Genomic DNA, 12,158 nt, shown 5'->3' on the forward strand with positions numbered 1-12,158 from the left:
GCCTACCTCCCGACCAGGCCGGTGCGGGTGATCAGCACCTCGAGCATCTCGTCGATCGCGGTGAACACGCGCGCCGCCCCCTGGTAGGCCGTCTGCGCCGTGACGAGCGCGAGGTTCTCCTCGTCGAGATCGACGGCGGACTCCGACTGCTGCCGCCCCACCGCGTCGACGAGCCCGAGCGCGGCGACCTGCGCCCGCGAGGACTCGGCCCCGGAGGCGATGCCGACCTTCGCGACGAATGATCCCCACACCTCGTCGGGCGAGCCGGCGGCGCGTCCGATGCCGGCGATCCGGTCGGCGATCGTGCCGTCGTTCGGGCCGGCGCCGGGGAGCGCGGCGGCGATCCCCGAGACGTCCGTCGGCACGACGCGCAGTCCGAGGGCGGCCGGCACACCCGGGTCGAAGGTGAAGAAGTCGAGGCCGGTGGTGTCGCCCGGGGTGGCCCCGGTGCGGTGCACGGCGTTCACCTGCTCGGCCAGGGCCGTCGCGACCGCGTCGTAGGAGGCGAGCGCCTCGTTCAGCGAGCCGCCGGTGCCGCCGGACGCGGGCGCGAGCATCGAGAGCGCTCCGGCGAGCTCGCCCCCGTCGAGGTCGATGGCGGTGCCGGGACGGCGCTCCCACTGCACGGAGACCGCGCCGGTGCCGCCCGGCGTCGTCGGGCCGGCGAGCACGAGCCGGTTGGCGGTCGTGCCCGTGACGATCGGGTTGCCCGCGACGAGGACGTCGACGGTGCCGTCGCCGCGGTCGTACACCTGGCCGCCGGCGATCGAGGCGAGGTCGGCGGCGACCCGGTCGCGTTCGTCGAGGAGCTCGTTGACCTGCCCGCCGGCGAGCGTGGAGCGGCGGATGGTGTCGTTCAGCTCGGCGACGCGGGCGGCGGCGTGGTTCACCTGGTCGACCATCGTCGAGGCATCCTTCCGCAGCGCCGTCCACTGGGAGGAGACCGCGCGGGAGCCGTCGGCGATCCGCGAGGCGAGCGTCGCCGCCTGCTGCAGCACGACCGCGGCCGCGGCGCCGTCACCGGCCGCGTTGCCGAGGTCCTGCCACGACGCCCAGAACTCCTGCATGCGCGCGGAGAGGCCGTCCTTGCCGGGTTCGCGGAGGCCGGTCTCGAGGGTCTCGAGCGCGGCGGCGCGGGTCGCGTGGTAGCCGGAGCTCGCGGACGCCTCGCGCACCCCCTCGTTGAGCATCTCGTCCGCGAGGCGGGCGATGCCGGTGACCATGACGCCCTGGCCGGGACCGGGCCGCGAGAGCGCGAGCACACCGATCGGCCCCGCGACGGGCGAGGAGGCGAGCTCCGCGCGCTGTCGGGTGTAGCCGGGGGTCTTCACGTTCGCGATGTTCTGGCCGGCGACGTCGACGGCGGTGCGCGCGGCGTTCAGGGCGGTATGGCTCGTGTTCAGCCCGCCGAAGGTGCTCATCAGGTCTCCTCGTCCACCAGGGTGGCTTCAACGACGTCGCGGGTGAGGCCGCGGGCGTCGTAGGTCGTGGTGCCGCGCCGGGCGGCGTGCTGGGCGACGCCGGCGGGCCGGGCCGCTTGCTTCAGCAGCTGCTCGTTCGCGTCGCGGAGCTCGGTGATCTCGCCGGTCACCTCGCGGAGGGCCGCGAGGTGGGCGAGCAGGATGTCGCGCCAGACCTCGTCGCCGACCGCGTCGGCGAGCTCCTGGAGGGTCGCCTCGGCGGACAGCTGCAGCTCCTCGGCGACCTCGGCGGACTCGACGGCGCGGGCGAGCCCGACCTCCTTCAGGCGGGCGGTGAGGAACTCGATCTCGTGCGCCGCGCGGCCGAGCCAGCGGCGCCGGTCGGTCGCGAGCAGCAGGCGCTCCACCTCGAGCTTGTACAGCAGCACATCGAGCAGCTCCCGCTCGCGCCAGAGCACGGCGGAGAGTTCATGCAACGACATGCGGTCCGCCTCTCCTCGATGCATCCGACTATCGGCCGTGCGCCCGCCCCCGGTAAGCGCGGCCGCCCGTTCCCCTTTCCGACTTGCCCGACTTTCATGAAAGTCGGGCAAGTCCGCACAAAGGCGGACCGTGCCGCGCATGTATTTCTTGCCGGGATGTCCGCACTAATGAGGACACCGCTGAGGACACCGCTTCGCGGCCCGGCGGGTGGACCCGCACCCGCTGCACACGATCCAGGGCCCGCGAGGGCCGAACCCGAGGAACGAGCACCATGCCCGCAGAGCAGACCACGACCGCCCCGCACCCGCTGGAGGGGTGGACCGAACGCCGCGATCACCCGGACGGCGTCTCGTACTGGCGCCGCGGCGAGCGCCACCGCACCGTCGGCTGGGCGGTCGACCGCGCCGGCGTTCGTGAGGCGTGGCTCTTCGGCCGTCGCATTCCGACCCCGGCGCACCCCGAGCAGCTGGGCTTCGCCGGGCAGGCCGCCGACGGCGTGCTCGAGTGGCAGGACGACGACGGCCGGGTGCGCGTGCTGCAGTGGACCACCGCGGGCGGGGTCGAGGAGACCCGCTATCTCGGCACCGACGGCGCACCGGAGGCGCACCCGGGCGGGTACCACCGCGTCCGCGTGCTGCGCACCGGCGAGCGCCGGTACTACGAGGACACGGCCGACGGGCCGCGCCTGCACCGCCTGGACGGCCCGGCACTCGAGGACGCGGGCAACGCGCGCCGCTCGCGCTGGCTCGAACACGGCGCCCCGGTCACCGCTCCGGAGGAGCTGCTGAACGCGGCCAAGCGCCGCGCGCTGGCCGCATGGAACCGCGGGGTGGACGCTCCGGCGCACGTGCTCGCCGAGGCGGATGCCGAGCGCATCGCCGCCGTCGTCGCGGCCGAGCCCGACTGCGAGCTCTCGTGGGAGCTGTCGATCGCGTTCCCCACCCCATGGATCGCCGGGATCCGACGCGCCGGGCTCGCCGAGCGTCCCCCAGTCCGGGGGTGAACCCCGGGGGCTCCGCGGGGCGGCCAGCCCCTCGGATGCCCGGAATCACGCGGATCCGCCGGGGGTGAGAGCGCGATCCCGAAGCGGATTCGTCAGGGTCCCTTCCGACGTTCTTGCCCAAGCTGTGCAATGGCTGTGAGAATCGCCGCAGCGGCCGGTTCACCGGCGTTCGGATTCGGGTTCCGAATGCCTCCGGTCGCCTCGGCGACCGCGGGGGCGGTCGCCGTGGCGTGCGCGCAGCGCCGCCGGATTCGGGGTATGGAATGGGCGACGACAGCTCGGCGCGGACGCGGCTCGCGTCGCGGCCCGGCATCGCCGCCGTGCGCCCGCGCAGCGAGGCGCCGCTGCCCCCGCGCACCGTCCTGGCGCCGAGGCACGGGAGCGCCCTGCACGACGGCGACGCCGAGTGGGAGGCGCGGGTCGACCGCCTGCGCGCGCACCTCGGCGCGACGGGCCGTCCGCCGCGGGACGCCTCTGGCGCGCCCGACGCCGAGCGGGCCACCGCCCGCTGGGTGAAGCGGCAGCGCGAACTGCTCCGCACGGGCGCCCTCGCCGAACGCCGGCTGCGCCACCTCGACTCGGTCGTGCCCGGCTGGCGCGACCCGCGCGGCACCGAGTGGCACGGCACGGCCGTCGCCGTGGGGCTGCACCTCGCCGAGACGGGGGCGTACCCGGCGCCGAGCGCCGACGACGAGGTCGAGCGACGCCTCGCGACCTGGCTGCGCACGCAGCGGCGTGCCGAGGCATCCGGCCGTCTGGCGCCCGATCGACTCGCCTGGCTCGAGCTCAACCTGCCCAGCTGGCGCCGCCCCGCCGACGAGGACTGGGGCGACACCGTGGCCGCCATCGCCGGCTTCATCGCCGAGACGGGTCGTTTCCCGCGCGAGACGGCGAACGACGAGCCGGGAGAGCGGCGGCTCGCGGGCTGGCTCCGCCGGCAGCGCGAGGCCGCGGCCGACGAACGACTGGACGACGAGCGTCGTCGGGCACTGGACGACGCCGTGCCCGGCTGGCTCGACCCGGCCGCCGCGCGGTGGACCCGCACCGCGCGGCGACTCGCCGGCTGGACCGCGGCGCACGGCCGCCCTCCCTCGAAGCACGCCGCCGACCCGGTCGAGCGCCGGCTCGGCGAATGGCTCGCCGGGCAGCGCCGGCTCGCCGCCGCGGGGTCCCTGCCCGAGACGCGGACGGCGCGCCTGGACCGCTCGGTGCCGGGCTGGCGCGAACGACCGGATGCCGCGTGGCGCGCCCGCCTCGAGGAACTCACCGCCTTCGTCGCGGAGGCCGGTCGCGCGCCGGCGCGGTCGAACGACGCCGGCGACGACGAACGCCGCGCCGCAGCCTGGCTCGCGGAGCAGCGCACGGCGGCGCGCGCCGGCCGACTGAGCGAGGCGCGACGCACCCTGCTCGATCGAGCGGTCGTCGGCTGGTTCGACGACGAGCGCGACTGGCGCATGCAAGCCGACCGGCTCGCCCGGCGCCTCGCCACCGGCGGGAAGATCCCCGCGAGCCACGCCGACGACTCCGAGGAACGTGCCCTGGCCAGGTGGCTGCAGCGCCAGCGGAGCCTCGCCGGGAGCGGCGGGCTCGACGAGTCCCGGGAGCGCTGGCTCGACCGTCAGCTGCCCGGCTGGCGCGATCATCGGCTCACTGCCTGGGAGCACACCGCCAACCGCCTCCAGGCCTTCCGCACCGAGCACGGCCGACTGCCGGCGCGGGGCGCCGACGCGACGGCCCAGGAGCTCGAGCTCGGCGTCTGGTTGAACAACCAGCGCTCGGCCGCCCGCCGCGGCGGGCTGTCGGCCGAGCGGGAGCGGTGGCTCGACTCCCGCATCCCGGAGTGGCGCGACCCGCACCTCGCGAGCTGGCTCCGCCGCGCCGCGGAGGTCGCGGACTACCTCGCGGAGCGCGGCCGGCTGCCCTACGAGCGCTCGACCGTCGAACGCTCCAGGCGCCTCGGCACCTGGCTGCAGACGCAGCGGCGCGCGCACCGCGGCGGCACGCTCGACGCGATCCGGATCGCCTGGCTGGACGTGAACACGCCGGGCTGGGCCGGCGAGGGCAGCGGCCCGAGGCCGGTCCCGCCGTCGGAGCCGGCGACGCCCCAGCGCGCCTCGACCGCGCGACGGCTCGGCGAGGACGACGAGCTGCCGCGCATCGCCTGACGGGGCGCGCTACGGGCGCAGCAGCACCTTGACCGCGCGGCGGTCGTCCATGGCGGCGTAGGCCTCGGCGGCGTCCTCGAGGGGCAGCTCGAGATCGAAGACCAGTCCAGGGCGGATGGCCCCGGAGCGCACGTCGGGCAGCAGCTCCTCGATGTAGCCGCGCACCGGCGCGACCCCGCCGTTCACGCCGACGTTGGTCTCGAAGAGCCGGCGCACCGGCAGCTCGGGGCCGCCGTTCGGCACCCCGACGTAACCGACCATGCCGCCCGGACGGGCGGATCGGATCGCCTGGTCCATGGACTCCTTCGTGCCGACGCACTCGAGCACCCGGTCGGCGCCGAGGCCGCCGGTGACCTCGCGGACCGCCTCGATGCCGGCGTCGCCGCGCTCGGCGACGACGTGGGTCGCGCCGAACTCGCGGGCGAGCGCCTGACGTTCCGGATGCCGGCTCATCGCGATGATCGTGGTCGCGCCGAGCCGCTTGGCGGCGATCACGGCGCAGAGCCCGACGGCGCCGTCACCGACCACCGCGACCGCGTCGCCGGGGCCGACCCCGGCCGAGACCGCGGCGTGATGGCCGGTGCCCATGACGTCCGAGAGCGTGAGCAGCCCCGGCACCTCGTCGTCGGCCACCGGACCGGGCACGACGGCCAGCGTGCCGTCGGCGAGCGGAACCCGCACGCGCTCGCCCTGGGCCCCGTCGGCGAAGCCGCCCTCGCGGTCGGCCGAACCCCACCAGCCGCCGTGCAGGCAGGAGGTGGAGACCCCGTTGCGGCAGTTCGCGCAGGTGCCGTCGCACACATAGAACGGCGCGATCACGAAATCGCCGGGCCGCACCCGCTCGACGGCGTCGCCGACCGCCTCGACGACACCGACGAACTCGTGACCGATTCGGCGCGGCTCGCGGGTGGGGGTCACGCCGCGGTACGGCCAGAGGTCGGAGCCGCACACGCACGCCGCGACGACCCGCACGATCGCGTCGCGACCGGTGGAGAGCACGGGGTCGGGCACGGTCTCCACACGGATGTCACCGGGGCCGTGGATGAGGGTGGCGCGCATGAGGGCGAGCCTACGCCCTCATGCGCGCACCGTCAGGTCGTCGTCCGGTCGCCGATCAGGCGCTCCGGCGGCGGCGCACCGCGAGCAGCACCAGGAGGGCGAGCCCGGCGAGGATGCCTCCCGCCGCGAGCAGCATCGGCAGCAGCGTCTCGACGCCGGTGCGGCTGAGGCCGCCCGGCATACTGCCGTTGCCGCCGTCTCCGGGCACCGAGGCCGGCACCACGAGCGTCGTCTCCGCAGCGATCACGCGGGCGGAGCCATCCGCCCCGACCCCGCTCGCCGCGAGCGCGTGCTCGCCGGCTGCGAGCGTCTCCGGGATGGTGACCTCTGCCGAGAACGCGCCTGCGCCGTCGGCCACGGCCGAGCCGAGCGGGGTGAGCGTCGAGTAGACGCCGAGCGCGATCGGCGCGCCGGGGAGGAAGCCGGCGCCGGAGACCGTCACCGTCTGGCCGCGACGGAGCTCGGCCGGCACACCGCCGAGCACGCCGTGGACGGTGGCGGGCAGCTGCGAGGGCAGGGCGACCTCGTCGTCCACGGTGAGCGAGAACTCGAGCACGTCACTGCCGTAGGCGTTCGTCGCGACGAGTTCGATCGCGGAGGTGGCGGCATCGCCGAGCGCGGGCGTGCCGCTCAGGGTCGCGGTGCCGTCGCCGTGGTCGGTGAGCGTGAGCCACGCCGGCAGGCCGCTCGCGGTGATCGCGGCGGCGGGGTGGCCCGCGACCGACACGTCGATCGAGCGGGCCGCGCCGGGCAGCACGGTGACGTCGGAGTGGGCCGCGAACTCGGGCACCTCGCCGACGGCGAGCGTCGCCTCGGCGCTGGTGGCCTGGCCGGCCGCGTTCGTGAAGACGGCCCGGTAGCGGGCGCCGTCGTCGCCGAGGGTCGCGGTGAGCGTGAGCGTCCCGGCGGTCGCGCCGGCGATCGGCTGCCAGCTGGCGCCGCGGTCGCCGGAGCGCTGCCACTGCACGCTGGGGGCGGGGAATCCGCTCGCCGCCGCGGTGAACCCGAGCGCGGTGCCGGCGACCGCCGAGGCGTCGGCCGGATCCTGCGTCACGGCGGGGGTCTCGTTCACGACGAGGCGGAAGGCCTGCCGGTCGGTCCCGAAGGCGTTCGAGACGACGAGATCGAACTCGACCGTGCCGCCCGCTCCCGCCGGCGGCGTGCCGACGAGCTGCTGGGCCCCGGCGGGGCCGCTGAGGCTCAGCCAGGCCGGCACGGTGCCGCCGAAGGCGACCGGCCCGGCGACGGGGTAGCCGCCCACGACCGTGATCGGCAGGGAGCCGGCCGAACCGACGGTGAAGGTCGTCGTCGCGGCGCTCGTGACTGACGGGGCGAGCCCGATGACGAGCCCGATGTCCTGGTGCAGGCTGCCGGCGCTGTTCGCGACGTCGATGCCGAGCAGGTAGGAGCCGGCCGCCGCGGCGGTGGCGGTGCCCTGCAGTCGCACGCGGCCGCCGCCGAGGTCGCTCGCGGTGATCCCGGCCGGCAGCGCGGAGTCGTCGATGGCGGTCACGCCCGGCGTCGGCGAGCCGGCGAACGCGATCGTCTCGTCGATCGGCGCGCCGGCGGCGACCGAGTAGCCGGTCGGGCCCGCGTAGGCGGGTGCCGCCACGACGGTCAGCGTGAAGACCTGCGTGGTCGTCCCCGCCGGGTTGCTGAGCGAGATCACGAACTCGTGCGTTCCGCCGGCGCTCCGCGGCGGCGTGCCGACGAGCCGCGTGCCGCCATCCGTGGTCAGGCTGAGCCAGGCCGGGGCGCCGCTGAGGGCCGGGGCCTCGGTCGCGGCGGGGTAGCCCGGCGAGAACGTGATCGGGAAGCTCTGCTCGGTCCCGTCCGCCGTGAAGCTCGCGCGGTCGCTGCTGGTGATGCCGGGCGGTGCGGTGACCGTGATCGTGTAGCTCGTGACGGTGGCGCCGAAGCGGTTCACGGCCCGCAGCTCCACCGGGAAGGCGCCCGAGGCGGTGGGGGTGCCGCCGAGCTTGGCGGTGCCGTCGAGCTGGTCGGTGAGGGTGAGCCCGGCGGGGAGGCTTCCAGACGCGAGCTCGATCGCCGGCGCGGGGTCGCCCACGGCCGTGATCGTCACGTCGGCGGCCTGCCGGATGCCGAGCGTCGGCGTGGTCGAGCCGCTGAAGCTCGGCACGGCGCCGACGGAGATGACGAGCGTCTGCGTCGCCGTCGCCCCGTTCTCCGCGCGGAGGCCGATCGGGTACTCGCCCGCGGCGTCCGTCGCGGTGCCCGTGATCTTCGCGCTGCCGTCCGGGCCCGCGGTGAAGACGAGGCCGTTCGGGAGCGTCCCAGAGACCCGGCTGATCACCGGTGCGGGCGAGCCGACGGCGGTGACGTCGAAGTCAATGGGGAGGCCGATGGTCGCGACGAGCTCGTCGGGGCTCGTGAAGGCGGGGATCGCGGTCACGTCGATGGCGACGGGGACGGATGCCGCGTCGAGGCCCAGCGCGGCGCCGCCGCTGCCGCCCGTGGCGCCCGCGGTGAAGACCCCGGAGACGAGCCCGTTCGCGATCGTGACGGACGCGGGCGAGACGGTGGATCCCGCGGGGCCGCTCGCGGTCCAGCCCGCGGACACGCCCTGGAACGCGCTGAGCTCGGCCGCGGGCACCCCGGCGCCCGCGGAGTCGACGAGGAGCGAGCCCGTGAGCTGAGACGTCGATCCGGAGTTCACCGCGGCGGGGGACGCGACGGCGGACAGCTTCAGGTACGGCGACGAGGTGCCGGTCGCGATGGCGGCGAGGTCGCACGGTGCGCTGGTCGGGCCGAGGTTGCACCCCCACCAGTTGAGCGTGGCGGTCACGGCGCTCGAGGCATCCGCGCTGAGCGCCGCGGCGCCGGTGTTGCCCGCGATGCGGTTGTACTGCGCGGTGACCGCGCCGCCCTCGGCCTCGATGGCGGCTCCGCCCGCGGAGCCGCCCTGCACGGCGTTCCCGGTGAAGGTGCTCGCCGTGATCGTGGCCGGGCCGGACTGCTGACGGACCGCACCGCCGAGCGCCGGGGAATGGTCGCTCGTCGTCACCCGGTTGCCGGTGAAGGTCGAGCCGCTGATCTCGACCGCGGCGCCCTTGGCGTCGTAGGCGACGGCGCCGCCGCCATTGGCGAGGCCGCCAGCCGCGGTGACGGTGTTGTCGCGGAACGCCGAGCCCGTGATCGTGAACGACTGGTCGGCGGGCGTGCCGAACGCCTCGTAGTAGACCGCGCCGCCGGCGGCGGTGCCGGCGGTGTTGGCCTCGAAGACGGAGTCCTCGATGGTCAGCGTGCCGCCGATGAACTGCACGGCGCCGCCGGGGGCGGCCGATCCCGCGGTCGATGCGTTGTCGCGGAAGGTGGTGTTGCGGAGCACGAGCTCGTCGCGGTCGGGCTGTTCGGCCGAGCCGCCGATGATCGCGCCGCCGCCGTACGCGGCGTCGACGCCGCCCTCGAAGGAGAGGCCGTCGATGGTGACCGAGATCCCGCCGGACATCGACTCATCGAGGATGAGCAGCTGGGCGGTGCCGTCGCCGATGATCTCGGCGGCCCCACCGGTCGACTCCACGAGGAGCGTCGAACCCGCCGTGGTGCCGAGCGTCAGCGGGCCGAGCGTGCCGAGCTCCGTCAGGCGGTACTCGCCCGCGGGAACCTGCACGGTCGCGTCGCCCTGGTTGCTGGCGACGCAGAGCGCGTTGCGCAAGGTGGCGGGCGAGGCCTGCGTGGTGACGCGGTCGTCGTCGCACGCGGCGTTCGCGTCACCGTCGGTGAACGCGCTGACGACGAGCACTGCCGGGGCGGCGACGGCCGGCGGCGCGAAGAGGAGTCCGCCGCTCACGAGCGCGACGGTGATGAGCGCCGCTGCGGCACTCCGGACGTGTCCAGCCCGCAAACGAAGCCCTTTCCCGATGCGCCGTCCCGACGGCGCGATGCACCCCAACTGGGTACGCCCGAATGCTATCGGCAGATTCGATCGGAGAGATAGTGTGGGCCCGCCGCCCAGTTCGGGGGGCGTGCTTTCGGGATCTCAGGAGCGACGTGACGTCAGGACTCTCACGCCGCACCGCACTCGGGGCCGGCGCAGCTGCGCTCGGCGCCGCGGCGGTCGGCACCGCTGTGCCCGCGCAGGCGCAGCCGGCGGCGCGCGCGGCGACCGCATCGACCCCCGCTGCCGGTGCGACGGCGAGCGACCCGGGGATGCCCGTCCGCGCTCAGTTCCTCGGCCGTGAGGGCACGGTCTACGACGGGGCATCCCAGTGGTCGGCCCACCGGCTCACGCTCGACCGCGTCGGCGAGCTGCCCGGCGACGGCGATGCCGAACATCGCTTCGCCGTGCGGTTCACGACGGATGACGCGGCGCGCGACGGCATCTACCGCCTCACCTCGCCCGGCGAACCCGACGCGATCCTGTACCTCACGCGGGTCGGCGGCGGCGCCCCCACGCTCGAGGGCATCGTGGATCGGCGGTCCATCTGATGGCCGAACCCTTCGTCGGGGAGATCCGGGTCTTCGCCGGCAGCTTCGCCCCCGTCGGCTGGGAGCTGTGCAACGGCCAGCTCCTCTCCATCGCGCAGAACGATGCGCTGTTCGCCTTGATCGGCACGACGTACGGCGGCGACGGTATCACCACCTTCGGGCTCCCCGACCTCGCCGGCCGGATTCCGGTGCACCGGGGCGTGCTGCCCGGCGGCGGCACCTACGAGCTCGGCGCGACGGGCGGTGCGGAGCGAGTCGCGCTGACGCAGAACCAGCTGCCGCAGCACACTCACGTGCCGAACGCCACGGCGACGCCCGACACCACGAGTCCAGCGGGCGCGGTCTGGTCGACGCAGACCACCGGCGCCTACCAGCCGGCCGACCCGGGCACGCCGATGGGCGCCCAGGCGGTCCAACCGGCCGGCGGCTCCCTCCCCCACGAGAACATGCCGCCGAGCCTGGCGATCACCTACATCATCGCCGTCCAAGGCATCTTCCCGCCTCGGGGCTGAGAGGAGCACTCATGGCCGACCCCTATCTCGGTGAGATCCGTCGCGTCGCCTTCAACTACGCCCCGAAGAACTGGGCGTTCTGCGACGGGCAGATGCTCTCGATCAGCACGTTCCAGGCCCTGTTCTCGGTGCTCGGCACCACCTACGGCGGGAACGGCGTCACCACCTTCGCCCTGCCGAACCTGCAGGGCCGCACGCCGCGCGGGGCGGCGGAGCGCTCCGACTGGGGGCGCGTCGAGGGGGAGGAGTTCCACTGGCTCACGGTGAACGAGATGCCGACGCACACCCACCAGGTGAAGGCGTCGAGCGGCCCGGCCGCGGCATCGTCTCCGGCGTCCGCGTACTGGGCCACCACCGAGCAGGCCGCCTACGGCAGCGGACAACCGTCGGCGCAGCTGCGGCCCGCTGCGATCTCCACCGCCGGCCAGACCGCGCCGCACGAGAACCGCCCACCGTTCCTCGTCGTGAACTACATCATCGCCCTCAACGGCATCTACCCCTCGCGGGGCTGACGGCCACCGATCGGAGCACGCGAACATGGCCGACCCCTACTACGGAGAGATCCGCACCATCGGATTCAGCTACGCGCCCTCGGGCTGGGCGCTGTGCAACGGACAGCTCCTCCCCGTCCAGCAGAACGCACCGCTGTTCTCGATCCTTGGCACCCAGTACGGCGGCGACGGCACGAGGACGTTCGCGCTGCCGAACCTGAACGGCCACGTGGCGATGGGGCAGGGGGGCGGTCCCGGGCTCACGCCGCGCACCGTCGGCGACGCGACCGGGACTCCGACGGTGACCTTGCTGACCATGGAGATGCCGCAGCACACGCACCCGGCGATGTCCGTGGACGCGGGAGCCACCACGGGCTCTGCGGCGAACGGCGCCTGGGCGCAGCAGAAGTACGGTCGAGTGGCCCGGCGGGCGTTCACCGGCACCCAGAACGTGAACATGCGCCCGGACGCACTGGGCCTCGCCGGCGGCAACCAGGCGCACAACAACCTGCCGCCGGTCCTCGGGATGTTCTTCATCATCTCCCTCGGCGGCATCTTTCCGCCGCGTCCCTGAC

Annotated in this window: 10 protein-coding genes; 6 read left to right on the top strand and 4 right to left on the bottom strand. The window is 74.9% G+C overall.

The annotated features are described in order from the left end of the window. Positions 1-2 precede the first annotated feature (2 nt). Positions 3-1,421, bottom strand: a complete 1,419-nt coding sequence (gene flgK, locus M3147_RS09675; protein ID WP_251203250.1) for a flagellar hook-associated protein FlgK — start codon at positions 1,419-1,421, stop codon at positions 3-5. After that, positions 1,421-1,903, bottom strand: coding sequence for a flagellar export chaperone FlgN (gene flgN, locus M3147_RS09680; RefSeq protein ID WP_251203251.1), 483 nt, complete (start codon positions 1,901-1,903; stop codon positions 1,421-1,423). The genes flgK and flgN overlap by 1 nt, the downstream gene beginning before the upstream one ends. A gap of 272 nt (positions 1,904-2,175) precedes the next feature. Between flgN and M3147_RS09685 the strand changes: the two genes are divergently transcribed. Next, on the top strand, positions 2,176-2,907 hold the full coding sequence (locus tag M3147_RS09685) for a hypothetical protein (RefSeq protein ID WP_251203252.1): 732 nt from the start codon (positions 2,176-2,178) through the stop codon (positions 2,905-2,907). 263 nt (positions 2,908-3,170) lie between these two features. Continuing rightward, positions 3,171-5,072, top strand: coding sequence for a helicase associated domain-containing protein (locus M3147_RS09690; RefSeq protein ID WP_251203253.1), 1,902 nt, complete (start codon positions 3,171-3,173; stop codon positions 5,070-5,072). A 9-nt stretch (positions 5,073-5,081) separates the two neighbouring features. Here the strand turns inward: M3147_RS09690 and M3147_RS09695 are convergent, their stop codons facing one another. Together M3147_RS09695 and M3147_RS09700 are read right to left on the bottom strand one after the other, a co-directional pair. Further along, on the bottom strand, positions 5,082-6,131 hold the full coding sequence (locus M3147_RS09695) for a zinc-dependent alcohol dehydrogenase family protein (protein ID WP_251203254.1): 1,050 nt from the start codon (positions 6,129-6,131) through the stop codon (positions 5,082-5,084). Between the two features lie 55 nt (positions 6,132-6,186). Continuing rightward, a complete protein-coding gene (locus M3147_RS09700; RefSeq protein ID WP_251203255.1) occupies positions 6,187-9,942 on the bottom strand; it encodes an immunoglobulin domain-containing protein in 3,756 nt (1,251 codons plus the stop codon). 200 nt (positions 9,943-10,142) lie between these two features. Here M3147_RS09700 and M3147_RS09705 point away from each other — a divergent pair, with 200 nt between their 5' ends. The 4 genes from M3147_RS09705 to M3147_RS09720 are packed head-to-tail and all read left to right on the top strand — an operon-like array spanning position 10,143 to position 12,157. Then, entirely contained in the window at positions 10,143-10,580 is a 438-nt protein-coding gene (locus tag M3147_RS09705) for a hypothetical protein (RefSeq protein ID WP_251203256.1), read from the top strand. Then, positions 10,580-11,092 (top strand): phage tail protein, encoded by a 513-nt coding sequence (locus M3147_RS09710; RefSeq protein ID WP_251203257.1) that lies wholly within the window; start codon positions 10,580-10,582, stop codon positions 11,090-11,092. Before M3147_RS09705 ends, M3147_RS09710 begins: the two co-directional genes overlap by 1 nt. Before the next feature lie 11 nt (positions 11,093-11,103). Then, complete coding sequence (locus tag M3147_RS09715; RefSeq protein ID WP_251203258.1) at positions 11,104-11,604, top strand: phage tail protein; 501 nt, start codon at positions 11,104-11,106, stop codon at positions 11,602-11,604. 25 nt (positions 11,605-11,629) lie between these two features. Continuing rightward, positions 11,630-12,157, top strand: a complete 528-nt coding sequence (locus M3147_RS09720) for a phage tail protein (RefSeq protein ID WP_251203259.1) — start codon at positions 11,630-11,632, stop codon at positions 12,155-12,157. Position 12,158 lies beyond the last annotated feature (1 nt).

It is taken from the genome of Agromyces mediolanus, assembly GCF_023715325.1.
Taxonomy (GTDB): Bacteria; Actinomycetota; Actinomycetes; order Actinomycetales; family Microbacteriaceae; genus Agromyces; species Agromyces mediolanus_A.

Excerpts from the sequence above, each read along its gene's own strand:
- M3147_RS09715 (WP_251203258.1), top strand. The coding sequence starts at position 11,104 with ATGGCCGACCCCTATCTCGGTGAGATCCGTCGCGTCGCCTTCAACTAC.
- M3147_RS09710 (WP_251203257.1), top strand. The coding sequence starts at position 10,580 with ATGGCCGAACCCTTCGTCGGGGAGATCCGGGTCTTCGCCGGCAGCTTC.
- flgK (WP_251203250.1), bottom strand. The coding sequence starts at position 1,421 with ATGAGCACCTTCGGCGGGCTGAACACGAGCCATACCGCCCTGAACGCC.
- M3147_RS09720 (WP_251203259.1), top strand. The coding sequence starts at position 11,630 with ATGGCCGACCCCTACTACGGAGAGATCCGCACCATCGGATTCAGCTAC.
- flgN (WP_251203251.1), bottom strand. The coding sequence starts at position 1,903 with ATGTCGTTGCATGAACTCTCCGCCGTGCTCTGGCGCGAGCGGGAGCTG.
- M3147_RS09690 (WP_251203253.1), top strand. The coding sequence starts at position 3,171 with ATGGGCGACGACAGCTCGGCGCGGACGCGGCTCGCGTCGCGGCCCGGC.
- M3147_RS09685 (WP_251203252.1), top strand. The coding sequence starts at position 2,176 with ATGCCCGCAGAGCAGACCACGACCGCCCCGCACCCGCTGGAGGGGTGG.
- M3147_RS09695 (WP_251203254.1), bottom strand. The coding sequence starts at position 6,131 with ATGCGCGCCACCCTCATCCACGGCCCCGGTGACATCCGTGTGGAGACC.